This window comes from Caldicellulosiruptor diazotrophicus, assembly GCF_017347585.1.
GTDB lineage: Bacteria > Bacillota > Thermoanaerobacteria > Caldicellulosiruptorales > Caldicellulosiruptoraceae > Caldicellulosiruptor > Caldicellulosiruptor diazotrophicus.
In genome coordinates, this window is the sequence record NZ_AP024480.1 from 1,919,272 (window position 1) to 1,945,633 (window position 26,362).

At 33.8% G+C, this 26,362-nt stretch carries 21 protein-coding genes and 2 riboswitches; of the genes, 3 read left to right on the forward strand and 18 right to left on the reverse strand.

What is annotated here, in order from left to right:
• Positions 1-6: 6 nt before the first annotated feature.
• The 4 genes from CaldiYA01_RS09250 to CaldiYA01_RS09265 all read right to left on the reverse strand — a co-directional run bounded on the left by CaldiYA01_RS09250 (position 7) and on the right by CaldiYA01_RS09265 (position 4,845).
• On the reverse strand, positions 7-927 hold the full coding sequence (locus CaldiYA01_RS09250; protein WP_207179047.1) for an ABC transporter permease: 921 nt from the start codon (positions 925-927) through the stop codon (positions 7-9).
• A gap of 221 nt (positions 928-1,148) precedes the next feature.
• A complete protein-coding gene (locus tag CaldiYA01_RS09255; protein ID WP_207179049.1) occupies positions 1,149-2,933 on the reverse strand; it encodes a cache domain-containing sensor histidine kinase in 1,785 nt (594 codons plus the stop codon).
• Complete coding sequence (locus CaldiYA01_RS09260) at positions 2,930-4,492, reverse strand: response regulator (RefSeq protein ID WP_207179050.1); 1,563 nt, start codon at positions 4,490-4,492, stop codon at positions 2,930-2,932. Before CaldiYA01_RS09260 ends, CaldiYA01_RS09255 begins: the two co-directional genes overlap by 4 nt.
• Before the next feature lie 176 nt (positions 4,493-4,668).
• Positions 4,669-4,845 (reverse strand): phenylalanine--tRNA ligase subunit alpha, encoded by a 177-nt coding sequence (locus tag CaldiYA01_RS09265; protein ID WP_207179051.1) that lies wholly within the window; start codon positions 4,843-4,845, stop codon positions 4,669-4,671.
• Between the two features lie 149 nt (positions 4,846-4,994).
• Between CaldiYA01_RS09265 and CaldiYA01_RS09270 the strand changes: the two genes are divergently transcribed.
• Positions 4,995-5,702: an arginase family protein gene (locus CaldiYA01_RS09270; protein WP_207179052.1), complete on the forward strand. Its 708-nt coding sequence runs from the start codon at positions 4,995-4,997 to the stop codon at positions 5,700-5,702.
• A 49-nt stretch (positions 5,703-5,751) separates the two neighbouring features.
• On the opposite strand, the gene xylA is transcribed toward CaldiYA01_RS09270, so the two are convergent.
• On the reverse strand, positions 5,752-7,068 hold the full coding sequence (gene xylA / locus CaldiYA01_RS09275) for a xylose isomerase (protein WP_207179053.1): 1,317 nt from the start codon (positions 7,066-7,068) through the stop codon (positions 5,752-5,754).
• A gap of 270 nt (positions 7,069-7,338) precedes the next feature.
• Between xylA and CaldiYA01_RS09280 the strand changes: the two genes are divergently transcribed.
• Positions 7,339-7,767 carry a helix-turn-helix domain-containing protein gene (locus tag CaldiYA01_RS09280; RefSeq protein ID WP_207179054.1) on the forward strand — a complete coding sequence of 143 codons (429 nt, stop codon included), beginning with the start codon at positions 7,339-7,341 and terminating at the stop codon, positions 7,765-7,767.
• Positions 7,757-8,983 carry an MFS transporter gene (locus CaldiYA01_RS09285; RefSeq protein WP_207179056.1) on the forward strand — a complete coding sequence of 409 codons (1,227 nt, stop codon included), beginning with the start codon at positions 7,757-7,759 and terminating at the stop codon, positions 8,981-8,983. Before CaldiYA01_RS09280 ends, CaldiYA01_RS09285 begins: the two co-directional genes overlap by 11 nt.
• 40 nt (positions 8,984-9,023) lie before the next feature.
• Here the strand turns inward: CaldiYA01_RS09285 and CaldiYA01_RS09290 are convergent, their stop codons facing one another.
• The 13 genes from CaldiYA01_RS09290 to CaldiYA01_RS09350 form a co-directional block, all read right to left on the reverse strand.
• The gene (locus tag CaldiYA01_RS09290) at positions 9,024-10,664 is read right to left on the reverse strand and encodes a response regulator transcription factor (protein WP_207179057.1); all 1,641 of its coding nucleotides are present in this window, start codon (positions 10,662-10,664) and stop codon (positions 9,024-9,026) included.
• The gene (locus CaldiYA01_RS09295; RefSeq protein ID WP_207179058.1) at positions 10,657-12,525 is read right to left on the reverse strand and encodes a sensor histidine kinase; all 1,869 of its coding nucleotides are present in this window, start codon (positions 12,523-12,525) and stop codon (positions 10,657-10,659) included. Before CaldiYA01_RS09295 ends, CaldiYA01_RS09290 begins: the two co-directional genes overlap by 8 nt.
• 2 nt (positions 12,526-12,527) lie before the next feature.
• Positions 12,528-13,868 (reverse strand): ABC transporter substrate-binding protein, encoded by a 1,341-nt coding sequence (locus tag CaldiYA01_RS09300; RefSeq protein WP_207179059.1) that lies wholly within the window; start codon positions 13,866-13,868, stop codon positions 12,528-12,530.
• A gap of 159 nt (positions 13,869-14,027) precedes the next feature.
• Entirely contained in the window at positions 14,028-15,530 is a 1,503-nt protein-coding gene (locus CaldiYA01_RS09305; RefSeq protein ID WP_207179060.1) for an ABC transporter substrate-binding protein, read from the reverse strand.
• A 96-nt stretch (positions 15,531-15,626) separates the two neighbouring features.
• Positions 15,627-16,532 carry a carbohydrate ABC transporter permease gene (locus CaldiYA01_RS09310; protein WP_207179061.1) on the reverse strand — a complete coding sequence of 302 codons (906 nt, stop codon included), beginning with the start codon at positions 16,530-16,532 and terminating at the stop codon, positions 15,627-15,629.
• A gap of 46 nt (positions 16,533-16,578) precedes the next feature.
• Positions 16,579-17,520, reverse strand: a complete 942-nt coding sequence (locus CaldiYA01_RS09315; RefSeq protein WP_207179063.1) for an ABC transporter permease — start codon at positions 17,518-17,520, stop codon at positions 16,579-16,581.
• Positions 17,521-17,762: 242 nt separating this feature from the next.
• The gene (locus CaldiYA01_RS09320; protein ID WP_207179064.1) at positions 17,763-20,030 is read right to left on the reverse strand and encodes a cellulase family glycosylhydrolase; all 2,268 of its coding nucleotides are present in this window, start codon (positions 20,028-20,030) and stop codon (positions 17,763-17,765) included.
• Positions 20,031-20,255: 225 nt separating this feature from the next.
• On the reverse strand, positions 20,256-22,040 hold the full coding sequence (gene aspS / locus CaldiYA01_RS09325; protein ID WP_207179065.1) for an aspartate--tRNA ligase: 1,785 nt from the start codon (positions 22,038-22,040) through the stop codon (positions 20,256-20,258).
• A gap of 47 nt (positions 22,041-22,087) precedes the next feature.
• Positions 22,088-23,353, reverse strand: a complete 1,266-nt coding sequence (gene hisS, locus CaldiYA01_RS09330) for a histidine--tRNA ligase (RefSeq protein WP_207179066.1) — start codon at positions 23,351-23,353, stop codon at positions 22,088-22,090.
• A gap of 118 nt (positions 23,354-23,471) precedes the next feature.
• Positions 23,472-23,828, reverse strand: a complete 357-nt coding sequence (crcB, locus tag CaldiYA01_RS09335; RefSeq protein ID WP_207179067.1) for a fluoride efflux transporter CrcB — start codon at positions 23,826-23,828, stop codon at positions 23,472-23,474.
• Positions 23,825-24,223 carry a fluoride efflux transporter CrcB gene (gene crcB, locus CaldiYA01_RS09340; RefSeq protein WP_207179069.1) on the reverse strand — a complete coding sequence of 133 codons (399 nt, stop codon included), beginning with the start codon at positions 24,221-24,223 and terminating at the stop codon, positions 23,825-23,827. Before crcB (CaldiYA01_RS09340) ends, crcB (CaldiYA01_RS09335) begins: the two co-directional genes overlap by 4 nt.
• Before the next feature lie 91 nt (positions 24,224-24,314).
• Positions 24,315-24,378, reverse strand: a riboswitch (Fluoride riboswitch).
• A 48-nt stretch (positions 24,379-24,426) separates the two neighbouring features.
• Positions 24,427-25,284 (reverse strand): cation diffusion facilitator family transporter, encoded by an 858-nt coding sequence (locus CaldiYA01_RS09345; protein ID WP_207179071.1) that lies wholly within the window; start codon positions 25,282-25,284, stop codon positions 24,427-24,429.
• Between the two features lie 94 nt (positions 25,285-25,378).
• Positions 25,379-25,471: riboswitch (NiCo riboswitch) on the reverse strand.
• 20 nt (positions 25,472-25,491) lie between these two features.
• Entirely contained in the window at positions 25,492-26,361 is an 870-nt protein-coding gene (locus CaldiYA01_RS09350; RefSeq protein WP_207179073.1) for a hypothetical protein, read from the reverse strand.
• Between the last annotated feature and the right edge of the window lies 1 nt (position 26,362).

Here is a 26,362-nt window from a genome sequence, read left to right on the forward strand (position 1 = left end):
CAAGATTTAGAACAGTGCATAGTCTTTGTCATATCTTCTGACAAGCCAGTTGACAAACATTATAATTACAAAGCACAGCACAGACTGATAAGCACCTGCTGCTGACGCCATCCCAATATCCTGAACCTGCATGAGACTTCTGAACACAAGAGTGTCTATGATATCTGTATAGTCAAGCAAAAGACCGTTATTACCTATTATCTGATAAAACATATCAAACTCGCCACGCAAAATTCTTCCAAGTGCAAGCAAAATCAATATTATCATTGTCGGTTTTAACATCGGGATTGTGATATAAAAGATTCTCTGGAAGATATTTGCGCCATCAATTATTGCTGCCTCATAACACTCTTCGTCAAATCCCATTATAGCTGCAAGATATAAAACGCTTCCGTAACCTACCCATTTCCATACATATAACATTGGCAAAAGGAAATACCAGTAAGTAGGATTTGAGTAGATATCTATAGGCTCACCACCAAGGTTTTTTATCAAGGTGTTAATAAGACCATAATCATAGTTGAAAAAGTTATACATCATGGCTGCTACAACAACCCACGATACAAAATACGGTAAAAACATGACAGACTGGATGAACTTTTTAAATATCTTACCTGCAAGCTCAGCTATAAAAATTGCGCACGCAACTGAAAATACTGTGTATGCAGCTAAAAAAGCTAAGTTGTAAAGAATAGTGTTTTTTGTGACAAGCCAAGCTCTGCCCGAAGCAAAGAAATACTCAAAGTTTTTGAAGCCGTTCCATGGACTGAAAAGTATTCCATCTCGATAGTTGAACTCTTTAAAAGCAAGAACAATTCCACCCATTGGTATGTAGGCAAACAGAATGTAGTAAATTGCTACTGGTAAGAACATGGCATAAAGTACTTTGTTCTTTTTTATTTCGTGCCAAAAACCATTCTTCTTCAATTTCTGCCACTCCTTTGTAGTGATTGAACAAATCAATTATTTTAGTTTCTTATATTTCTTATTATAAAAGGTCAGTTAAAAATTCATATCAGACAAAATTAATATTTTCTTTGTAAAATTAAGATGATAAAAATTGCAAAAAAATAAAAGCTGGCCTTTCAAAACCAGCTTTCCTATCTTTTTGAGCATTGCAAGGAGAAAAAATTAAAATGCTGCTGTGGCTATTCTTCCACAGGAAACAGGACTTTTACAACTGTTTTCTCGTTGATTTTGCTCTCGTAAAACAGTCCAGCTTCATTTCCAAAATAGATTTTTAATCTCTCATTTATATTTTTTATACCAAAACCATGTCCTTTTGACGTCTCAACTTCTCCTTTCTTTATCTTTTCAAGTACTTCTTTACTGATTCCAACGCCATCGTCAATGACACATATCGCAGCCATTTTGTCATCTAATATTTCGCCTTTTATGATTATAGTACCTTTCTGCTCGTCTTTTTCCAAAATTCCATGGTGAATAGAATTTTCAACAAGCGGCTGAAGTGTCAGTTTTGGTATCCGCGCTTTTAGAAGTTTTTGTGGAACATCTATCTTAAGGTCAATGCAGTTGTCAAACCTGTAATTTTGAATCATCACATAGGCTTTTACATGTTCTATCTCATTTTCCACTGTTACTACATCCTCACCCTTGCTAAGACTTAATTTATAAAATTGAGAAAGAGAGGTTACAAGCCTTGAAATATCTTCATTTTTGTTCTTAATTGCAATCCAGTTTATAAGGTCAAGGGTGTTGTACAAAAAATGCGGATTTATCTGGGACTGAAGAGCTTTGAGCTCTAAATTTTTCTTCTCTTTCCCAAGCTGGTATTGTTCATGCAAAAGTTCTTTTATCTTTTTTAGCATATAGTTAAACGTATATATGAGCTGTCCAACCTCGTCTTGAGAGTGTGAATCCAGTTCTATATTAAAATCACCTTTTTCAATTACTTTTTTCATATTATAAGTAAGCCTTTTAATTCTTGATGTACTTGATGTCGCTGCCCAAAAAGAAAATATTAAAGTAAAAGGTGCAATCAAGAATATCATGAAAAATACCTGTTTAATAGTCTTTATATTAAGCTCATGAATCTCTTTGTAAGGTGTAACAAGTACAAGATACCAATCTGTATCACTAATATTCCTTGTTCGAATAAGAAGTTTCTCACCCTCTACTTCCATTTCAACAACATTTGCCTCTTGAGATAATATATTTTCTTTTATTCCTTTTATTATATCTTTCACAGATAAATTTGTTCCATTTAAAGAACGTGCAACAACTTCACTATTTGAATTGACAATAAAAGCAAGTGTTCTGTTTGTAAATAAAGCCTGATTTAGTATTCTTTCAATTTCAGTAATTGAGATATCAGCTCTGAGGGCAGCTCTGTATTCACTAATATTCTTAGGGTCTGGAATCAGTCTTATCAAAGACACAATATCTTTTCGTGCAACATTAAGCATTTTGGGGGTAACCCAAGCAAAAAGCTCCCCTTTTAAAACCATCTGCTGATACCATGGAAGCTTCTCTATCCGTTCAAAGAGAAAATAGCTGTCTGTCTCGCTAAGTTTTGCCAATCCCTGTGTCATATAAATTGAGATGCTAAGTATATCGAAATTTTGGCATGTGCTGTAAAAAAGTTTTGTTAATCTTTGGGAATCTACAAGCCAGTTACCTATATTTTCGTAGTAATAATCATCTGGCCTGTTTACAAGCTCTTGCACAGTTGAATCAAGAGCTAAAATGTTCAGTACATTTTTGACTGATGAGACCCTGTTTTCTAAGAAAGAAACTGTCTGGTCCACAATCTTGCCAGAAGAATAAATAGCCTGTTTTTCCACATCCCTTCCAACAATAACATAGTTCATAAAAGAAAATATACCAAATGATATTAAAATCACAAACATATATGAAGCAAACAATTTGTATTTTATACTCATATTTGAAAAAGTATTTGCGATCATTTTCATACATAATACCTCTCTCTAAATTCAGATGGAGTCATCCCAACCTTCTTTTTGAACAAGGCTGAGAAATAATTCGGGTCTCCAAACCCAACTCTCTCTGCAATCTCATATAGCCTGATGCTATTATCTTTTAGAAGCTGTTTGGCTTTTTCAATTCTGACCTCAGTTATATAATCGTTAAGTGTCTTACCAGTTGCTTTTTTAAACATACTACATAAATAATTCGGACTGAAATAAAAATGGTTAGCTATCTTTTGAACACTCAGATGCTTGTCATAGAAGTTTTCTTCAATAAACCTCATTATTCTATATACCTTTCGATTTAAATTGACACGTGTTGTAAATAGATCAAATATCTCGTCAAGCGTCTCATAAATAACCTCTTTTAACTGGTTTAAAGTAAACTTTTGTTCTATTTCATGCCACTTTTTTGATCTCCCAGCCTCATCCAAAAGTTGCGTTATTTTTCTTTGTCTCCCTACTTGGTATGCAATCAATATCATCTCAAAAAATATATTTTTAACCTTTTCAATCTCAATATTCTGGTTTGACCTTAGCCAAAAATATAGTTTCTCAATTTCTTCTTTTGCTTTTTTTATCTCATCCTTTTTCAGATACTCCTCAAATTTTTCAAAGTCAAAACTAACTTCCTGTTCTCTTTTGCCAACAAAACCTTCATATGTATATATATTACCAAAACCATTATAAAATACATTTCTCTTGAGCAACTTGAACATGCTTTCTACGGTTTCTTTTGCTTGACTTGTATTTATTGAGTTAGCAATCATCAAAGAAATCTCTGCTTTCTGTAATAAAGCTTCTTTTAGTATATTTACTGCCTTGTTTATGTCAATCCCACTTTTTTCGCTGCAGATAAGAACAAAACTGCTCTGTGATAAAAACGAAAATAACACAGAAATTCTTGATGCAAAGTCTTGACCCAAAACTTGTTTATAAATTTCTTTTGATATTATCCCATCCGAACAAGCCTCTTCAGTCTTCCAGTCTACAAATCCAACAATAACATCTAATGTTGATGTTAAAAAATGTTCGGCAGCATGTTTTTGGAAAATGCTATAATCTGTATAGTCTTTTAATAGCTGCTGAACAAGCTGTGTAGCAGCATAATATATACTCTCACTGTAATGTTCTTTCAGTCTTTCTTTTTCTTCCTCTTCTTTTCTCTCAAACTCTATAATCTCCACAACTTTTTTCATAGTGCTTTTAATCTTTTCTATATCGAGAGGTTTTTCAATGTAGTCAACTGCATTTAAACGAATGGCTGATAAAAGATACTCTTTTTCAGCATAGCCACTTATAAAAACTATTTTACATTTTGGGAAAATATTTTTTAATCTCCTAGAAAACTCTATACCATCCATCCGTGGCATTCTTACATCGCACAGCAGAATATCGGGAGTGTAAGTTTTTACAATTTCTAAAGCTTCTTGACCATTTTTAGCACTCTTAATTTCTCCAATCCCAAACTCATTCCATGGTATCAGTGTTTCAAGACTTTCTCTTGTTATTCTTTCATCTTCTACAATTAAAAGTTTAAACATTTTATTTGTTTTCCTCCCAACAGTGAAAAAAGCTAATCTTGCACAATTTTTTGTAGACTTTCTACTTGAATATTATACACCATGTAAACTTTTTTAGTATCTAAAATTTAAAAAAGCCTGTCCATGTTGATTTTTCTCTTTTGAAATAATGGACAGGCAGCAAGCTTTTTTAATATTTATTTTGCCGTATAAAAGCATCTTTTTGGTGACTCTATCAGTCCTTCACTTTTTAGTTCCTTGATAGCTTTTTCAACCTCTTTTTTGTCAAGTCCTGTTTTTAGCATAATATCTTGAGTTTTCATAGGCTTAGTAGAATTTTTCAGTGCTTCTAATACCATCTCTTTTGCATTCATAAATGTCATCTCCTTCCGTATTATTAATTTTTACAAACCTATCTTTCAATAGATTTTTATACCCACGTTTTGTTCTTTGTAACAATCTCTTTTACTTTAAAGTGATATAATTATATATGTAGACTTTTCAAAAGAAGGAGATGATGAGCATGAAAAGCTTATTATCTTCTTCATACATTTTGATGTTTGATGAATATTATTCTTTTCAGCCAAGGCTCAAAGAGATGTGCAGTTGCATTGACCTTAAAGACTTTTCTTCAATTAGATTCATGTGTTCAAAAAAGGTACTCGACTCAATCTCAGAAAAGATAAAAAAAGTTGAAAATTCTTTGTTTTTTCTTGGTGCTGGCGAATTTCATCACTTTACATATATGCTCTTAAAAAAATTTGATAAAACCATTTCTTTAATAGTCATAGACAAACATATTGACTATTCAGATACATACCAAGGATTTATAACATGCGGTTCATGGTTAAAAGATGTAGCTAGATTAAACCAAATTGCCGAAATCTTTGTTCTCTCAGAGGATAAAAGAAATGTCCATAACAATAAGGTTAAAATTTTCTCACCACTTGAATACAAAAAAATAAAACCTTGCCTACCAGTTTATATTAGCATTGACAAGGACATTTTGACAAAGTCCTCAATAAACACAACTTGGGACCAGGGACATTGCCAGCCAAAAACCTTAATTGAAATAGTTTCATATTTTTCATCAGCTTTTGAAATAGTTGGAGCAGATATTTGTGGTGAACCACCTGCACAGTTTTTCTCACCTGAACACAAAAAAAGTGAAGATATAAATTTAAAACTCCTTCTACTGCTCACAGCAAAATCTCAAAGTATTGTTGCATGAAAAAAAGCTGGAAGGAAACCCTTCCAGCCTTTAGTTTACAATATTGGTATTATTCAGTGAACATATATTTATTTAAAATCATCTCAAGAAGCTCTTGCTTACCCGATTTATTTTCTATCTTGTCAAGTGAAAGAGCATATTCTTCTAACATCTTGAAGTTTGCTTCACCGTTTACAATCTTAGCGCCAATTCCTTCTTTGTAGCTCTTGTATCTCTCATCTATAAATTTATCAAATACGCCATCTTTAACAAGCTTGTAAGCAATCTTGAAGCCTTTAGCAAAAGCATCCATACCGGCAATGTGACCAATTACTAAATCTTCAAGCTCAAACGAACCTCTTCTTACCTTTGCGTCAAAGTTGAGTCCGCCTTTGTCAAAGCCGCCAGCTTTAATAACCTCATACATAGCAAGTGTGGTAAGTCTTACATCTGTTGGGAACTGATCTGTATCCCAGCCCAAAAGCAAATCGCCCATGTTAGCATCAATTGAACCAAGCATATTATTTATTCGTGCAAATCTCAACTCATGGTGGAAATCATGTCCTGCTAAAGTTGCATGGTTTACCTCTATGTTGAGCTTGAAGTATTTGTCAAGATCATACTTTTTCAAAAATCCATATACATGAGCAGCATCAAAATCGTACTGATGCTTAGTTGGTTCTTTTGGCTTTGGTTCAATCAAAAACTGACCGTCAAACCCTATCTCTTTTGCATAATCAACTGCCATATGCAAAAACCTCGCCAAGTTGTCAAGCTCAAGCTCCATATCGGTGTTCAAAAGTGTTTCATATCCTTCTCTTCCGCCCCAGAACACATAGTTTTCTCCGCCAAGATCTTTTGTAACCTCTAACGCTTTTTTAACTTGAGCTGCTGCATATGCAAAAACATTTGCATTGCAGGATGTTGCAGCACCATGAACATATCGCGGATGTGAAAATAGGTTTGCTGTTCCCCACAATACTTTTGTCTTGCTTGTCTTTAGATACTCTTTTATCATAGATACTATCTCATCCAAATTCTTATTTGTTTCTCTTAAATTTTCCCCTTCAGGTGCAATGTCTCTGTCATGGAAGCAGAAAAATGGTACATCTAACAGTTCAAAAAATTCAAATGCTGCCTCAACCCTTGCTTTTGCATTGTCCATTGGGTTTGAAAACTTATCCCAAGGTCGAACAATAGTAGCTTGTCCAAACGGATCAGAACCAGTTGCACAGAATGTATGCCAGTAAGCAATAGCAAAACGAAGATGGTCTTTTAAGGGTTTGCCGTCAATAATTTCATCAGGATTATAGTACTTGAAAGCAAATGGATTGTCTGACTGTGGACCCTCATATTTTATTTTTGGAATATCTTTGAAGTACTTCATTTTGTAATTTCACACTCCTTCTAGAGATATATAATCTTTGAGTAAGTTTTATTGCTTAACGCAACATACATACACTTAGTTTGTTTATTAAACAAACTAACATCATTATAATATATATTCTTCATTTTTTCAAAAAATCCTTCTATAAAACAAAGATTATTTTGCAAAAAATAATAACAGATTGTCAGTTCAACTTGCACGATGAATGTATTTTGTTTATAATATAACTATAAATTGAATAGAATTTAGGTGTAATATGAGGTGATACAAATGGAAAAAGAAGTTTTGAACTTTGAAGAAGCGGCTGAGTTTCTGGAAATCTCTACAAAAACACTCAATCAAATTCTAAAAGATGAAGATATACCAGCAAGAAAGATAGGCAGAGAGTGGCGTTTTTCTAAGCACGCTTTGCTTGACTGGCTTGGAAGAGGATCGTCAAAAGATTATTTTAAAAATCAGACTATATCTCGTTTTGAAGAGACAAGAAAAGGAAAGACTGAAAATCTCATTTTTCATGCAAAAGAGATTCTTGACATAATCTCTCGCGAAAGGTCTATTACTATTGAAAATCGAAGGTTCGATTTCCCAGAAGATGTTGAAATGGAGGTCAAAATTAAAAAAAGAACGGACACTATAAAGTTTGAACTCGAGTTTGAATGGCAAACTGATGAGAAAGGAGAAATTGAGAGTGAAGAATGAAATGAACAATCTTGAGGAAAAAAAGATTCTTGGCATACCATGGAACGCTTTTATATTCGGTTTTGTAAGTTTTCTCAACGACTTTTCAAGCGAACTGACAATCAGAACTCTCCCTCTCTTTTTGAAAAACGTTTTAAATGCAAAAACCTCTGTAATAGGCCTTATTGAAGGCGTAGCTGATTCAACTGCAACAATCCTAAAAATCTTTTCAGGGTATCTTTCTGACAAACTAAATCAACGAAAGTGGCTTGTAACCATTGGTTACGGCTTTTCTGCACTTTCAAAACCACTTTTGTATTTTGCTAACAACTGGATGTTTGTTTTGGTAATAAGGTTTTTGGACAGAGTTGGAAAAGGCATAAGAACCTCTCCTCGTGATGCCTTGATTGCAAATACAACCAAAAAAGAAGAACTTGGAAAGGCATTTGGATTTAACAGAGCAATGGACCCGGCAGGGGCAATTTTAGCTTTGATTGTAGGCAGTTTGATAATATATCATACATCTAAAAACACCTCGAAACTCACAGAGCATCTATTTCAGATTCTTGTTTTAGTATCAATCTTTCCAGTCTTTATTGCACTTTTTTTAATAATTGCATTTGCAGTAGATATTAAAAAACAAAACTCATTGACCGCAAAGGTTAACCTTTCATTGAAAGGATTTGATAAAAAGTTTAAACTGTATCTCTTGACAATCTCCATCTTTACCCTTGGAAATTCTTCAGATGCATTTTTGATACTCCAGGCTCAAAACAGAGGATTGACAGTTTTAGAAATATTTTTGATGTTGGCCGCATTCAATTTGATAACAACTCTCAGCAGCTATCCTGCTGGAATTTTGTCAGATCGAATAAAACGCCAATATTTGATTGTGATAGGCTGGATTGTTTATGCCTTGATATATTTAGGTTTTGGACTTGCAACAAAAACATATCAAATAGTTGCACTGTACATTTTGTACGGTCTTTATTATGGACTTACAGAAGGTGTTGAAAAGGCATTAGTTGCAGATTTAGTCCCCCCTGAGAAAAGAGGCACAGCTTATGGTCTCTACAATGGTGCTGTTGGAATTTTCGCCTTTCCAGCAAGTTTGATTGCAGGACTTTTGTGGCAATATATAAGTCCTTCTGCACCATTTATATTTGGTGCTATTCTTGCTATTATGTCCTCAATAATGCTTCTTAAAGTAGTGACCATGAAACAAGAATACTTTTAATTTAAAAAAATAAAAGGGGCAATTCTTGCGTACCCCCTTTTTAATCGCTTACTTTTTCGCCTTTTAGTTTTATACCTTCTTTGTATTCAGAAGGACTATAGCCAGTGTAGCGTTTAAAAAGTCTTGAAAAATAGTGTGGATCTGGAATACCAACCCTGTCAGCAACTTCATATGTTTTAAGGTCGGTTGTAAGTAAAAGATGCTTTGCTTTTTCTATTCTATACTCATTTATAAAATCCGAAAGATTTTTCCCTGTCTCTTTTTTGAACAACCTGCTTAAATATGATGGACTTACAAAAAATTTTTCTGAAATATCACTGAGTGAAATCTCACCTGAGTTATAGTTATCTTTTATGTAGTCAATCACCTTTTTTATTAAGCTCCCCATTTTGTTTTGGTTGTGTTTTTGAACTTCTTCGATAGTTTGTTGAATAGACATTCGTAGGATACTACTTAATTCTGACAAATTTTTGCATTTAATAATCTCATTGAAATAATCTATATCTTCAAACATCTCTGGATTTTCGGATTTATTAACAGCCGAAGAAAGTTGAGCTTTTATCATATTTATTTCAATGAGAAGAAGATAGTAAAAATTAAAGATATACTGTTTATCTGCTTTTGACTTTTTCAAGGTCTCTTCGAGCTCAAGCAAGAGATTATTTATATTTGAGTAATTTCCATATCTGACACTTGACAAAATTTCATTCTTAAGATTCTTTAACTTTCTGTCATCCATATACATGAAAAAATGTGAAAGGTCCTTATAATATATTATATCATCTTCATCAAAATAAAATCTGTAATTTATTGCATCAATGCATTCTTTAAATTTATCTGGAAGTTGCACAATTCCATTACCACACGTACTTACTGCAAGTGTCAAATCAATATTGAAACATTCAACTGCAGCTTTTTTAAGTTGGCTCAAAAGATCAAAGAATTTTTTCTCTTCTTCTTTTTCAAATTCTTTATTTGAATTTACAATATATACCGCTTGAGAGTTATTCAAATAAATAGTATAAATTGTAAAATTGTTGCTCAAAAAATCATTTAGCATATTTGAGATTCCCAAAAGATATAAATGAGAATTTTTTCTCTCTCTTTCTTCTTTTGTACTACACTCAGCTAAAATCATTAAAAATTTACCAATATCAATCTCATAAAGAGATGCCATCTGGAGAATCTCATCTTCATTGGAAATCATCTCAAATATGACATTGAACAAAAAATTTTCTTTTAAAATTGGCAATTTCTCTTTCAAAATGTTATTTATCTTTTCTAACTCCTCAACTATTGTCTTTTCTTTTTTAATCTCGTTTATAGCTTTTTGCACAACATTTATTATATCTTCCACCTTAGTTGGTTTTAAAAGAAAATCAAAAGCACCGTATTTTATAGCTCTCTGTGCGTACTCGAACTCTCTGTAAGCCGTTAAAATCACAATCTTACACTGAGGAATAATCTTTCTAATTCTTTCTATAAGTTCAATTCCATCCATATTAGGCATTTTTATATCTGTTATTACAATATCTGGTTTTACTTCTTCAATCACTTTTAAAGCTTCATCTCCACTTGAAGCCTCAGCACAAATTTCACATTCTATATCTTTCCATCTTATTACATTTCTAATTCCTTTTCGAATAAGCATATCGTCATCCACTATTACAATTTTATACATTGTTCTCTTCCCCTTCACCAGAAAATTCCTGTAAACTTTCTTCTACCACTCTTGAAAGAGCGTCTAACAGAATTTCAATCTTTATAGTAGTGCCTCTCTGTGGCAAGCTTTCAATTGAAAAATCTGCATCCTTCCCATATATAAGTTTTAATCTTTTTACCACATTCACAAGCCCTATTCTTGTGTATGACCTTTCCTCCTGTTCAAGCAAAACCTCACTGTTATTTTCTAAATCCTGACGTATCCCTTTTAATTTTTCAGCTGGTATCCCCACCCCATCATCTTTTACAATTATGGTAAGCTTGTCGTTCCAAATATAACCACCTACAAATATTCTGCCAAAACCTTTTGGTCTTATGCCGTGAAAGATAGAATTTTCTACAAGAGGCTGAATTAGCAGTTTAGGAATTCTAAGTTTTAAAGCTTTTCTGTCTACATCTATTTCAAGCTTTAAGTTCTCTTCACCAAAGTTTATCTTCAAAATTGAAATGTAAGAGGTTATGTATTTTATCTCTTCCTCTAAGGTTAAGAACTTTTCTTCTTTTAGATTCACTTCTAAGAGCTTTGAAAGTGCAATGACAACATCGCTTATTTGGGATACACCATTTAGCTGTGCAAGCCAGTTAATCGATTCCAAAATGTTAAACAAAAAATGTGGATTTAACTGAGTTTGCAAAACTTTTATTTCTGCTTCTTTTCGTGTTATTTGTTCCTTATAAATTGAATTTATCAGATGATTTATTTTCACAACCATACTGTTAAAGTTATCAATTAGAATACCAAGTTCATCCTTTCTCTCAAGATTCTCTATCGTCTTGTATTCACCTTTTCTTATTTTCTTTGTTGCTTCCACAATAGCATTAATTGGTTTTAATAAGTCCATTGAAAGCATCAGCGACATTGCAGACGTTATTACAAACGACAAAAAACATAAAACTATAAGCCACATTCTTAGCTTTTCTATATCTTTGAACAATATTTTAACAGGAATAGATGTTACTATATACCAATCCAGTTGTTTTATAGGTAAAATATTGACAATATATTCGCTTGAGGTATATGTAACAACCCCGTTCTTATTTTTTGCCCGCGACATGAATTTGAGAATCTTTCCTCTATTTATTTCACCCTTTGTTGAAATAAATATACCACTTCCTACCACTGCAATTGCCTGACTTTTTTCTGCAACAAGTTCAGAAAATGTCTTGTTAAAAAGCTCTGTGTTTACCATAACAGCTAAAATTCCTTCAAATTTTAATGTTTTAGGGTTATTTATACACCTTGTTATTAAGACCGCCGCTTTGCTCTCTTTGTCTTTTTTAAGCAAAGTTACATACCAAACAGGTTTCCCATTTCCTTTTGCAGCTATTTTGTATATTTCCTCTAAAGATATCTGAGACGATATTATTTCGTCAAGTCCTATTTCTTTTGAAGTGTTATCAACTATACACAGCTTCTTATCTTTTGTAAATATACCTATTGACTGAACATCAAGGTGTCCTAAGATTATTTTGCGAAACTTGTTTGTAAGTGAAGTGACATCATCATAATAATCAACATTTTTAATTGATTTATCTAAAACATTGTACAGTTCTGCTTGATACAAAATGTCCTGAGTTATGCTGTTAAGTTCATTTATCTTATCAACAATACGCAGTCTTGCTGTTTTTATAACATCAGAGGTGTATCCTACGTATTTTTTGAATATCAAATCTGACGAAATTCTAAAACTTAAAACCCCAATGAGGATTATTGGAATGAATATTTGAATATAAGAAATGGTTAAAAATTTTTTATCTATGGAAATGGTACGATAATATTTAATAAAGCTCTTGAAAATCAACTTCATCTTTTTTAACATCTTTATTCACCCAATTTTTTTATATTCTCTTCCCACGCTTTGATTGCTATTTCCCAAAACAGTTTTGAAGATATTGTCCCTTGAAGATAATAAGGAATATTTTTTGTAATAACCTCTTCCCAAACCGTTCTATCAACAAAATGGTCAGGCGGTGCAACAAACACATTAGCTTCTTTTATAAGCCCTTCCACCTTCGACCTCAAAGGATTTTTGACATTTGGTTGATCTTTTATCTTTACATTCGAAATCAACCCTGTCCTTTCAACAAATATTCTTGCAACTTTTTCAGATGTCAAATATTTTAATATTTCTATTGCCCAGACTCTTTTTGTGTTATCTTGCCAGGCTTGAGTGCTCACATAAAATGTTCCCCCGCCAAGACCATAAATTAAGTGTTTTTTGTCAGTACCATTTACTTGGGGAAAAAAATATATATCAACTGTCTTAGGATCACATTTAGGTATGAACCATGAACCTTGAACAATCATTGCAGCTTTTTTTGTTAAAAATAAATCATTTCGTTGTTTGCTGGTAAGTGAATAATAGTTTGTCGGAAATGCACCGACTTTGTATAGTTCCTTTAAATAATCAAGTGCTTTTATGTAAGGATCTGAAAACTTTCCATTTTTTATTGGATTTTCTACATCATGTTTTGTTCCAATCGAAACAATAATATTCTGATATATGTATGTTCCTTCTGGCTGGGCATTGAATGCAATTGGAATAATCCCTTTACTCTTCAGTATTTTTGAGACATTTATTAATTCATTAAGTGTTTTAGGAACTTGCAAATTGTATTTTTCAAATATGTCCTTGTTAACAAATAAGCACTCAACTATTGTTTCAAGTGGAACACCATAAATCCTTTTATTGAAAGTTACATACTTCCACATGTTAGGATAAAAACTTTGATACCACTTTACATCTCTTTTAATTACATCTGTCAAATCAGCTATTTGATGTCTTTGTATTAGCAAATCTCTAACAGAACCTGGAAAAAGTCCAAAAACATCAGGCGGATTTCCAGATGCGAAATCTGTTTGGAGTTTTATCAAAAAATCATCACCAAACAGAGATTCGTTTACAATAGTTATGCCAGTATTTTCTTCTTGAAACTTTTGAAGAACAAACGATAGCGTATCAGCATACGGATCACTCCCTCCCCATGGACTTAGAAACCTTATTTTTGTGTTAACTTCTAATTCCTCATTTTCAATAGTCACACTCTCTTCAACAGTTTTTTGAGTGTTCAAGATTAACACAATTATTAGCACAATCGTAGTTACAAGAGGTACAAAAAAACCTATAGAAAGAATATGTCTTTTATTAAATAATTCTTTCATAAAAATCACAACCCTAAAACTCTTCAACATTGAGTACTTTATTCTATTTTAGCTCATATTGATACAAAATCACAATCCGTTTATTTTAATTTTTAGCAACAAAAGGGATACTGATGCTTTAATTTTTGCACCAGTATCCCGCTTAAATATTTTTTTACATTATTTCTTTCTTCCAGTCTTTTTAAGAAACTCATCATACTGTTTCTGTGCTTCTTTTATAATAGCGTCAACACCTGCTTTTTTGAACTTGTCAATTGCCTGTGGAATGTATTTATCTGGGTCTACACTACCTGTTTCAAGCATTGGAATATACTGTTTCCATACATTCTTACATGCTGCAACTTGAGTTTTAACCTTGGAGTCATCAAAGTTGAATCCAAGGCTAAGAAGTGGCAATGCTTTTTTGTTATACTCTTCAAAGTTTTTCCACTTGTTAGGATCTTCATTCTCATAGATGTAGTTTATAAACTGATTTCCAAACATCCAGCCAAGTCCTGGACTGTAGTCTTTTGCTTTTGGTCCTGGAGCAATAATGCCTTTTGCTTTGTCTTTAAATACATAGTGCTGACCTTCAATTCCAAAGTTTACAAGGTTGTTAAGATACTTGTCTGTGTTGAAAAGTTCTAGGAACATTAAAGCTCTTTCAGGGTTTTTAGACTTTGCATTGATTGCCTGCATAGACCCTATACATTCTCTTGTTGACATAACTGGTGGTGTTATATCTATTTGTTTCCACTCATAGCCTGTTGAAATGGACATTTCAGCATCCTTTCCAGGCTTTAATGACTGTGGCATTACAAAGACTTTTCCAGCTTTCAAGTCAGACATCCAGTCTGTTACACTTGCCGCATCTTTCCTTATATATCCAGCTAAGTAATATTTTCTTACAGTCTTAAATAGTGCTTTTGTATTAGGCTGCTCAAGTTCATTGACAATCTTTGTGCTCTTGTTGTTTGGATAAAGTGATACAGGAACATCATCATCAACTACCTTATCCCAGTCTAAAAGGAATCTTGGAGACTCACCAGCATATGCTCCAAGCGGATATATACCTGGTTCTTTTTGCTTGATTACTTTAAGATATGGCTCTAAATCTTCTAATTTCTTAACCTTTTTAAACATGTCTTCCAACTTATATTTCTTTACTAAGTCCATTCTTACAATGAATCCCCAGTTGTGAGCTTTCTCTTTGTTTGCTGGGATTGCATACAAAATTCCATTGATGGATGCACCCTTTATAAAATCATCCCCAAGAAGCTTCTTTGTCTTTGGCGCATACTTTGAAAGTAGGTCATTTCCGGGCTTATTGAGTGGTAAAAATGCACCCTTTGCAACATTAGTTCTATAATTGTTTGTCCAGATTGCTGTAAAACAGATATCAAATGGCTCACCAGCTGCAATTTTTGTCTGGAGCTTATCATTATATTCGCCCCAATCAAACATCGTCATTTTAATTTCAGCATTTAGTTTTGGTTTGATGTACTCATTTACCTTTTGATTAATTAAATCCCAGTCTTTTTGCGGAGTTCCAATAACATACCATGTAAGCTTTACATAAGGAAGTTTTGAAGATGATGCACCAAACCCTGTCACCACGCCTATAACGCTTGTCACTACAAACGCCAACACAAGCATTACCACAAAAAACTTTTTGAGTCTCATAAAAATCAACCTCCCACATCTTTTTTATTTATAAGCTTCAATAAACCGCTGTAAAATTTGCAGCTTACTGAAGCTTATAGCCCGTTCAAATAAACACTAACCTTTAATTGCACCAATGGTTAGACCTTTTACAAAATAGCGCTGGAAGAATGGATATGCCAAAACTATTGGTCCCATACCCAAAACAGCCATTGCCATTCGTGCAGACTCAGTTGGAAGGTCAGTTGGAACAATACCCGATGCCCCAAGTTTTCCTGCAATTTCTGCTAAATACTGTATTTTTTGCTGAACTCTGTACATCATGTACTGAAGGTTGTAAAGTTTTTCATTTTCGATTAGCATAAACGGAAGCCACCAATCATTCCAGTATGTTATTGCTGCAAAAAGAGCTATTGTTGCAAGTCCTGGTTTCACAAGTGGAACAACAATTCTGAAAAAGGTTGTAAATTCACCTGCACCGTCTATCTTGGCAGACTCTATGATAGAATCAGGTAGAGACATCGAAAGATACGTTCTAAAAATCAAAACATACCACATGTTCATAACATACGGTAAAATCAACGCATAGATAGTATCTTTTAAGTGAAGTACATTTACACATACTATATACCATGGAACAAGACCGGCATTGATTAGCATTGTAAAAAAGCCAATGAATGTAAAGAATTTTCTGTATTTAAAATCTTTTCTAAACAGTATATATGCGTACATTGAAACTACAAGCACACACAACACCGTTCCGACTATAGTCACCAAAATAGTAATACCATATGCATGCCAAATTGCTCTTCCTTGTGATAAAACAAAATCATACGATTTTGCACTAAAGCCCACAGGCCACAGTCTATATCCACTTTGTCTGATTTTGTTGTCATCACTGAGCGAAATTGATATGACAGCCCATAGTGGTATTAAACATGCAAGCGTTACAATTCCAAAGAAAATGTGTAAAATAGCTTCTGATATTGCTGATATTTGTAAAAATCTGCTCTTTGTATGCATACTATATCATCACCTTTCTATGGTGTTTGTTTTCACACAACCGCTTTTAAAAGAGTGCTTTTTCCGGATCAAGTCTGCGAACAATAAGATTTGAAGTTAGTACCAAAATAAATCCCATAATTGATTGATAAAAACTTGCAGCAGATGCCATTCCTATATCGTTCATTCCCATAAGAGTCCTATAAACATAAGTATCAATGACATTTGTAACATCAAAAAGAGCACCGCTATTCATCGGAAGTTGATAAAAAAGTCCAAAGTCTGCATAAAAGATTCTGCCTATACCTAAAAGAACAAGTACAACAACAAGCGGGGACAAAAGCGGAATTGTAATGTGTCTTATCTGCTGCCATTTTGATGCACCATCGATTAAAGCTGCTTCATAATATTCAGGGTCAATCCCTGTAATTGCTGCCAAATATATGACTGCATTGTAACCTGTATATTTCCACAGATTAGCAAGTATCAGTATTACAGGCCACGGTTTTGTTTCAAAATACCAGGCAATTGGCTGCAAGCCCAGCTTTGGTAGAATCATTGTATTTAAAATCCCCAAGTCTATACTCAAAAACGCAAATGCCATATATGCAACAACAACCCACGACAAAAAGTATGGTAAAAACATTACTGATTGATAGAACTTTGCCATAAATCTTGCTCTCATTTCACTCAGTGCGATGGCTGTTGCAATTGCTGCCAAGTTCCCAAACACTATAAATGCAAAGTTATAAAGAAGGGTGTTCCTTGTAATAATAAAAGCATCAGGTGTTTTGAAAAGAAACTCAAAATTCTTTAGACCCACCCACGGACTTTTAAGGATTCCCAAATTATAGTGCACATCTTTGAATGCAATGATTAGTCCAAACAGTGGTAAGTATGAAAATGCTATTAAAAGACCAACCCCCGGCAATGCCATCAAGAATAGTGGAAAATTCTTATTAAGTTCTTTTAGAAACCCGCTTCGATATGTGCGATGACTGCTTGCCATTTCTGATGCCGTCTCCTTTCTCAAGGTTATTATTAAAAGCTTTTATTCAGCTTTTTGGACTTTCCGTTTATAGTTTACATCCTATTTTAATTAAAATGAATTGATAAAATTGCAGTCTTTTTGTGAATTATTGATATTAAAATGTGCAATATTTTGTCATATTGGAGTGTCAAAATAATATAAAAATAGCTACCAGCATTTAGCCGGCAGCTTTTTGTTAAAGATTTTTTCAATTTCATGTGTCATAGCTTACCTGCTAAGTTCAAGATGTTATAGAAAATTGTTGCCGCCTCCCCTCTTGAAATGCTCTTACTTGGTGCAAATGTTCCGTCTGAATACAGGTCAATAATACCGAGCTGAATAGCTAACTTCACACTTTCTCTGTATTGAGGATTTATAAGATTTTCATCGACAATCTGAATATCTTCTGTGCTAACTTCTATTTTACCTGTTAATCTTTTGTATACTTCAATTGCTAAAGCCACCACTTCTTCTCTTTTCATTGTATTTTCAGGAAATATTTTATTTCCATTTATTTCAAATAACCCATTTTTATATGCTGTATAAACCATATCTGTGTACCAGCTGTCACTTTTCACATCAGAAAATCTATTATCATATTTTTCAATTTTCAAGTTCAATGCCCTGACACAAAGTGCAGCAAATTCAGCCCTTGTAATGTTTTTATCTGGCAAGTACTTAAATTCTGAAATTCCTTTTATGATTCCTTTAGAATAAAGTTTGGCAACAGCATCATAAAGGCTGCTCCCAAAATTGATATCTTCAAAAAGGACATTGGTAAATCTAACATTATCTATATACATTTTTCCTTTAAAATCGCTATTTCCATCTGCGATGACTACTATTACATCTCTTAAAAGCGTATCTTTGCCCAAAATTTTCCCATCCTGTATTTTGTCTAAGTCAAAAAATACATTGAATTTGTAAATTCCGTCTTCTATCTTTTTTGCACTTGAAAGTTTTGCCAAGTCGATATTAAAACTGTCTTGCACCTGGACCCAGTAACCTAAGGAAGGTGGTGAAAAAGCTAAAAATATCTGAATCATACCTTTTGAAGCTCTATCTGGCTTTAAATAAAAATCAAAAGCCAAATATTTGTTATCTTCCCTTTTGGTATTTATGTCTTTAAGTATAAGTCTTGCAGCTGTTGCCCAGCCATCTTGTGGTTTTTTCTCTGGATACTCAATCTCAAAAGATAGCGCTTTTGAACCATTTACACTTTCGATGGTAATAGGACCTTTTACACCAGATGGTCCATCCCAATCCCAGCCTTGACGTGTGTCATCTTCGAATGTGGAGGGTAAAACTTTTTCGCCTAAGGGTGCACTTTGTCCTTCTTTTTTTTGGCTATTCCTCTCAATTGGCTTATATGGAATTCCTTTTATTCTTGATCTCACATACTCGCCAGATATACTCAGTTCTTTTATATCCCATACTTTATCATCACCTGGGTCAAGTGATGTAGCATTATTTATACCACTTATATATGAAACAAAAGCAGCTGATGTTTCATTTTTGTTTGACAGTGACCAGTTCACCCAGCTAATATAGTTTTCATTTAAATACTCAAGCCATTTGTCCGCCTCATCAAGATATGGTCCACCATCACCGCTTGCCAAACTTGTTCCCCATTCGCTAACAAAAATTGGTACCCCATTTTCGAATGCATTTTTCATATTCTCAAAAACATAGCCATCAACCTTGTGAGTTCCAGAGTAAAAATGAACTGAATACATAACATTTTTATCATTTATAGGATCTTGGATAGCAAAGTCAGGTCTCTGGCTCCAATTGGGAGAACCTACAATTATAATGTTTTGATTCCCCAAACTTCTGAGCATCTGTATAATAGGCTGTGCGAAAGATTTTACCTTTTTCCAACCATCCAAACTATTTTCTACTCCCGGTTCATTTGGATTTGGTTCATTGCAAACTTCATATATTATGTGATAGTCATTAGGAAAACTTGTAGCTATCTCTTTGAAAAAGTCTTTTGCCCCTTTGTAAATTTCAGCATTCGGGTCGCCGGGATTTAATACATGCCAGTCAACAATTACATACATATCATTTTCAATAGCAAGCTTAATTCCCTCTAAAACTTTTTCTTTGATACTTGGATTTGAAGCATAACCACCTTCACCCACATACATCGCAAGCCTTACAACATTGCACTCCCAATCTTTTGAAAGAGCTTCAAATGCATTTTTGTTTATAATATCACCATACCATTGAAGTCCATGTGTGCTCATACCACGAAGCTGGATTATTTCACCTTTTTGATCAGCTAAATACTTTTTTCCGTTCTTTTCAATAATCTGCAGTCTACCAGCAATCGATGGTTTTTTAACTGCCTGATTGCCAAGAAGATTTGGGTATTTTTCTTTCTCATACGGTATGCTCTGAGCAAACATAGGTAAAATTTTTAAAATAGAAACAATAAAAATAACTACCATCAAGAGTACACAAGTCTTTAGAACAATTTTTTTCATAATGTTATAACCTCCTATGTAATCGTTATCATCTTTATGTAAAATTAATATAACTCTTATTCAAGAAGTTTAAAATTAAAAAAAATTCATATCTGTTTCAAATTTTTGACTTGATATTTGAAGCATTTTGTTCTAAGACAAGATAAAAATTTTGCAAAAAATAAAGCTCCTGTCCTTCCAAAAATCTTTAACTCTCTTAGGACAGGAGCCTTGAAAAATTCTCCATTACTTTATAACATCAACTTTGATGTGAAGTTCTTTGAGCTGTTTTGGTTCAACCTCAGAGGGTGCATCGGTCAGCGGGCACGACGAATCTTTTACCTTTGGGAATGCAATTGTATCTCTTATAGAATCCAGACCCAAAAGCAGCATACAAAGCCTATCAAATCCATAAGCAATTCCACCATGTGGTGGAGTACCATACTTGAAAGCTTCGAGTAAAAATCCAAACCTATCCTGCGCCTTTTCCTCTGTAAATCCAAGTGCTTTGAACATTCTTTTTTGGATCTCAGGTGAATGAATTCTAATAGAACCACCACCAATTTCTGTACCGTTTAACACAATATCATATGCTTTTGACCTTACTTTCGCCGGGTCTGTCTCTAAAAATTCTATATCTTCATCCATTGGCGACGTAAACGGATGGTGTTTTGCAACAAACCTACCCTCTTCTTCTGAATACTCAAAAAGCGGAAACTCTACAACCCATAAAAGATTAAATTTTGACTTGTCAAGAAGATTTAGCTTTCTTGCTATCTCAAGTCTCAAGTTCCCAAGAACATCAAAGACAATTTCATCCTTGTCAGCAGAAAATAGCAGCAAATCTCCAACCTCTGCACCAAGTCTCTTTAGAATTTCATTTATCTCCTCTTCTTTTAAAAACTTGACAATAGGGGATTTCAGACCATCACTTTCAACTGCAATCCATGCAAGACCCTTTGCTTTAAAATTTTTTGCAAACTCAACAAGTGCATCAATCTCACGCCTTGAAAATGTAGCTGCACAACCCTTTGCATTGATGGCTCTAACAGACCCACCCTTGTTTGCCGCATCAGAAAATACTTTAAATTCACAGTTTTTCACAATGTCAGTAATATCAACAAGTTCCATTCCAAAACGAGTATCTGGTTTGTCAGAGCCAAACCTTTCCATTGCTTCCTTGTAGGTAAGTCTTGGAAGAGGAAGTTTTAAGTCTATCCCCAGCATCTGTTCAAAAATGGCCTTAAGCAACTTTTCATTTATCTCAATAACATCGTCAACATCAACAAACGACATCTCAATGTCTATCTGGGTAAACTCAGGTTGTCTGTCTGCTCGCAGGTCTTCATCTCTAAAACACTTTACAATCTGAAAATATCTGTCAAACCCTGCAACCATCAAAAGCTGTTTAAAAAGCTGTGGTGACTGTGGCAGCGCAAAAAATTTACCCGGAAATATTCTGCTTGGAACTAAGTAGTCTCTTGCACCTTCTGGAGTAGATTTTGTGAGCATAGGTGTCTCTACTTCTATAAACCCATTTTGAGAAAGAAAATTTCGCACAACCTGATAGAGCTTGTGTCTGAACATCAAATTCCTCTGCATATCAGGTCTTCTTAAATCCAAATATCTGTATTTTAGCCTCACTGCCTCATTTACATTTATTCCTTCTTCAATTGGGAAGGGAGGAGTCTCAGACTTGTTAAATATCCTCAGCTCTGTTGCTCTTACTTCTACCTCGCCTGTTTTTATTTTAGGATTTACTGTCTCAGGTGGTCTTTTTTCCACAATACCTCTAACTCCGATGCAGTATTCGGACCTTAATGAGTCAGCCTTGTCTAAAAGTTCTTCTCCCATCTTTTCATCAAATACAACCTGTACAATACCAGTTCTATCCCTCAAATCAACAAATATTATCCCGCCAAGGTCTCGTCTTGTGTCAACCCAACCTGTTAGTACAACCTCTTTTCCAACATCTTCAACCGACACTTCTCCACAGTATTTAGTTCTTTTAAAGTTTTTAATACCTTCCACATCTATCACCTTCTTTGAAAATTTTTAAAGTTATAAACACATCCTTGTTATTTTTGAAGTTTCTCTTTTAAATACTGACAAATACTTTCTATATTTACTTCATCTTCTGACGATGTTCTCATATTTCTAATTTTGCAAACACCCTTTGCGATTTCCTCATCTCCAATGATTATAGAAAACTGACAGCCAATCTTGTCAGCATATTTCATCTGGGATTTTAAACTTCTTGACATCTCTTCAATTATAGTGGAAATTCCTTCAAATCTGAGTCTACTTGCAATCTCAAAAGCTTTTTTGAGACTATTTTCCCCTATTGTTGCAACAAATACCTCTGGAACTTGCGGTCTTGTAGGAAAAAGTCCATTTTGAGCAAGCAGCATCAAAAGTCTCTCAACACCAATTGCAAAACCAATTCCTGGAGTAGAATTCCCACCTATCTGTTCTATTAAATTGTCGTATCGTCCGCCACCACAGATTGCAAGCTCTTTTTCTGTGACAGTTGCAACAATTTCAAAAACTGTTTTTGTGTAATAATCCAAGCCCCGAACAATAAAGGGGTCTACTTTATATAAAACCTTTGCCTGGTCTAAATAAGTCTTTACTTTTTCAAAATGGCTTTTACAATCATCACAAAGATAATCAATTGGTTTTGGTGCATCTTTTGTAACAAGCTTGCAACCCTCTTCTTTGCAGTCCAAAATTCTCATTGGATTTTTGTCAAGCCTTTGGTGGCATGTGGTACAGAGCTTTTGAGAATTTGCCGAAAAATACTCTTTTAAATTTTTCACATACTCCTTCCTACACACAGGACACCCGATGCTGTTAATGTTCACAGTAATATTGTCAAGCCCAATGCTTGTAAAAAAATTGTAAGCAAGAGAAATCACCTCTGCATCTGTTACAGGAGAAGAAGAACCAAAATTTTCAATTCCAAATTGGTGAAATTCTCTAAATCTTCCACCTTGTGTGTTTTCATATCTGAAAGCGGAAATAATGTAATAAAACCTCTGCGGCATTGGACGTGATGCAAAACCATGTTCGATAAATAGTCTTGCTGCGGATGCTGTCCCTTCTGGCCTTAAAGTGATGCTCCTTCCACCCTTGTCCAAAAAGGTATACATCTCTTTTTGGACAATATCAGTGGTCTCGCCCACTCCTCTTTGGAAAAGCTCTGTGTACTCAAATGTAGGAAATCTAACTTCCTGATATCCATAAAGCTTGCAAACCTCTCTGAATTTATTCTCAACATATTGCCATATATAACTTTCTTCCGGAAGCACATCCTTTGTTCCTTTTGGCGCTTGGATTTTCATTTCCTACTCTCTCCTCAAAATAATCAAAAGATTAGAATTTGCAATATTTAAATTATATATTAATTCAATTTAGGGTTTCAAGTGAGGAAAGTTAAAAATAATCAAAATACAATTATACTTAAACAAAGCTTGCTAACCAAATTCCTACACAAGCTGCAGTAATTCCAGAGATAATGGAAACAAATATATAAATAATGGCTTTTATATGCTTTTCCTTCTTTATATACCTTGATGTCTCAAACATAAAGGTAGAATATGTTGTAAAACCTCCAAGAAGACCAGTCATTAGAAAAAGTTTGTATTCACTTGAAAGATGCTTTGTTGACAAATATCCTATTAAAAAACTTCCAATCATATTTATAAACAATGTAGCAACAGGATGATCTCTATCCATTACTTCTCTAAATATCTTACCAACTATATATCTTAAAATTGCTCCAATGACCCCACCTGCACCAACCACAAGATAGTTCATGCTGCATCGTACTCCTCTTTTTGCTGTCTTTCTGAAATCACCCTTGCAAGTTCAAAACCAAAAATTGAAGTTAAAAGCCCAAGCACAATGGATAAAAGAGGATAGACAATAGCAACTGTAAATTCTCCTTTCATTAAAAACCTCACAATTTCAAGTACAAACGTTGAAAAGGTTGTAAAGCTGCTTATAAAACCTGTTGTTATCATGTGTCTTAATGCGGTTGAAATCTTTATGTGTTCTACCGTTATCTCTGCAACAAAGCACAAAACAAAACTGCCAATAACGTTTATAAAAAGTGTTGCAAATGGAAAGCTGCCAAGGCTTAGCTGAGATATAAAAAACCTACAAACAGCACCAAAAAAAGCTCCAATAGCAATTGCAACAATGTTTTTCATATAATTTTGCCTCCTTCAGTAAAATCAAAGTAGTCGGCATGAAATTAGTCCAATAAAATACAAAAACTCCTACAGATGTTGCTCTTTTGCAGCATCTGTAGGAGTCATCAGCCTTCATTGGCACAAGCACGGCGGACTCCATCGCCACTTAAATATTATACCATTTGACACAGCGGATTTCAATATAGACTTTTGCGACTTTTTTACTTCTCATCCTCAGGTTCAATGTGGATTGTGATATACGAATTTGGTAGAGCCGATTTTATATCATTTTCTATCTGGTTACAGAGGTTGTGAGCGTCGATTAAAGTAGTTGAATTTTCCATTCTAATATGAACGTCAATCTCACGTCTGTCTCCACTCTTTCTTGTTCTGAGTTTGTGAAAACTTGTAACCTTAGAATATTTTTTTATTATATTTTCAATTATCTCTATCTCACTTTGTGGAAGACTCTTGTCAACAAGGTCACATAGAGCCTTTTTAGTCAAATCAACAGAAGCTTTTATTATCATCAAAGCAACAACAATAGCAATTATTGGGTCTATAATGTACACATGTGTAAGTTTTATTGCAACAAGCCCTAAGAATACTCCAAATGAGGTAAACACATCTGTGAAAAGATGCATAGCATCTGCTTCCAAAGCCACAGAATCTGTTTTTTTAGCTACTTTAAAGAGTTTTGAAGATATAAAAAGGTTTACAACGGCTGAGATTAGCATAACCAAAAGCCCTGCTTCTATTTTCTCAACTTCTCCACCCTTTACAATCTTTTTTATTGCCTCATAAATAATCATAGCTGCTGCTAAAAATATTAATATTGCCTCAAATGCACCAGAGACATTTTCAAACTTGCCATGACCAAAAGGATGGTCACTGTCTGCTGGTTTTCTTGCTTGTTTGATGGAAAAATACGCAACCAAGCTTGCTAAAAGGTCAATGCCAGAATGAATCGCTTCTGATATAACAGACACAGAACCCATAATGCTGCCTGCAATAAGTTTGAATAAAACCAATGCTGTATTAGAAAAAACTGACAAAAGCGCCGCACCTTGTTTTTCCATATACCTTCATTAAAACCCCTTTCATTATAATCTTCTTCGCAAAACTATTAAAACAATAAAAAAATCCTGCCAAGACTCATGTTTTGTAAAAAACATGGGTCCCGCAGGATTTTTAATCCCTGCTGCCTGGTAAAATCCCCAGGCCCGAAAAGAGCTTTTGAACTCTTTTCTGACCGCTTTTTAATAGAGAATATTAACTTATTCATGTTACTTGAGCTTTATTTTAACATCAAAGAGGTCTTTTGTAAAGATTTTTTTAGCATCTGAAAAGTTATTTATTGTTGTAAAAAGAAGCTTTTCACAAATGATTTCAACCATGTTAATAGGCAAATTGATAAAGGGTGTCACGTTATATATACATATATCTTTCAGAGGAAGAAAATCAACACAAATCTCAGAAAGAAAAAAGAACTTCTTCAAAAATTCAAAATCTTCTACCACACCCTTTTCAGGATAGCATACCATCCCTCTTTTTAACGCATAAGCTGTCTTGTCTAACTCTCTGAACACAAACACTAGATCAGCATTTTCAAACAATTTCTCTTCTTCCCAGCAGTTTATTATAACTGTTCCGAACTCTCCCAAAAGTTCATCAGCTATTTTTGTCTCTTGAAATGAAGCAAATGAAGTATAAAGAATATCTGTATTTTCCGCAAGCTCATATAAAAGTCCATTTTTTTTAGCTTTTTCAAGTCCAATTATTCCTATTTTTCTGTTTTTTAAACGCTGACCATATTTTTTTAATACTTCTCTTACAATATAATATGCAATAAAACAATTAATGTGAATGTTTTGTTCATACGTCCAATCAAAATGTATAACTCTTCCTTTTCTTTGTTGGTCAATAAAATGTCTTATTTTTTTATGTTTTTTAGAAATATTTTTTGTTTCTGGAAACATGAAAAATTCCAATCTCATCTCTATTCCACTAATTAGCCTTATATATTCTTCAAACTTAGGTTGTGAATTTGCAACCAAAATTTTTCTTAAAAATAGAGGAAATAACTTTGCATATTCTGGAACGAAAATCCTATTTTCACTTTCTAAAACAAATGTAACAGTATAAATTTTTATCAAC

What these genes read in the sequence shown, in the direction of transcription:
- crcB (WP_207179067.1), bottom strand. Translation starts at nt 23,828, where the DNA reads ATGAACTATCTTGTGGTTGGTGCAGGTGGGGTCATTGGAGCAATTTTA.
- CaldiYA01_RS09270 (WP_207179052.1), top strand. Translation starts at nt 4,995, where the DNA reads ATGAAAAGCTTATTATCTTCTTCATACATTTTGATGTTTGATGAATAT.
- CaldiYA01_RS09310 (WP_207179061.1), bottom strand. Translation starts at nt 16,532, where the DNA reads ATGCATACAAAGAGCAGATTTTTACAAATATCAGCAATATCAGAAGCT.
- xylA (WP_207179053.1), bottom strand. Translation starts at nt 7,068, where the DNA reads ATGAAGTACTTCAAAGATATTCCAAAAATAAAATATGAGGGTCCACAG.
- CaldiYA01_RS09315 (WP_207179063.1), bottom strand. Translation starts at nt 17,520, where the DNA reads ATGGCAAGCAGTCATCGCACATATCGAAGCGGGTTTCTAAAAGAACTT.
- CaldiYA01_RS09280 (WP_207179054.1), top strand. Translation starts at nt 7,339, where the DNA reads ATGGAAAAAGAAGTTTTGAACTTTGAAGAAGCGGCTGAGTTTCTGGAA.
- CaldiYA01_RS09295 (WP_207179058.1), bottom strand. Translation starts at nt 12,525, where the DNA reads ATGTTAAAAAAGATGAAGTTGATTTTCAAGAGCTTTATTAAATATTAT.
- CaldiYA01_RS09300 (WP_207179059.1), bottom strand. Translation starts at nt 13,868, where the DNA reads ATGAAAGAATTATTTAATAAAAGACATATTCTTTCTATAGGTTTTTTT.
- CaldiYA01_RS09265 (WP_207179051.1), bottom strand. Translation starts at nt 4,845, where the DNA reads ATGAATGCAAAAGAGATGGTATTAGAAGCACTGAAAAATTCTACTAAG.
- CaldiYA01_RS09305 (WP_207179060.1), bottom strand. Translation starts at nt 15,530, where the DNA reads ATGAGACTCAAAAAGTTTTTTGTGGTAATGCTTGTGTTGGCGTTTGTA.
- CaldiYA01_RS09290 (WP_207179057.1), bottom strand. Translation starts at nt 10,664, where the DNA reads ATGTATAAAATTGTAATAGTGGATGACGATATGCTTATTCGAAAAGGA.
- CaldiYA01_RS09260 (WP_207179050.1), bottom strand. Translation starts at nt 4,492, where the DNA reads ATGTTTAAACTTTTAATTGTAGAAGATGAAAGAATAACAAGAGAAAGT.
- hisS (WP_207179066.1), bottom strand. Translation starts at nt 23,353, where the DNA reads ATGAAAATCCAAGCGCCAAAAGGAACAAAGGATGTGCTTCCGGAAGAA.
- CaldiYA01_RS09320 (WP_207179064.1), bottom strand. Translation starts at nt 20,030, where the DNA reads ATGAAAAAAATTGTTCTAAAGACTTGTGTACTCTTGATGGTAGTTATT.
- crcB (WP_207179069.1), bottom strand. Translation starts at nt 24,223, where the DNA reads ATGAAAAACATTGTTGCAATTGCTATTGGAGCTTTTTTTGGTGCTGTT.
- CaldiYA01_RS09345 (WP_207179071.1), bottom strand. Translation starts at nt 25,284, where the DNA reads ATGGAAAAACAAGGTGCGGCGCTTTTGTCAGTTTTTTCTAATACAGCA.
- CaldiYA01_RS09255 (WP_207179049.1), bottom strand. Translation starts at nt 2,933, where the DNA reads ATGAAAATGATCGCAAATACTTTTTCAAATATGAGTATAAAATACAAA.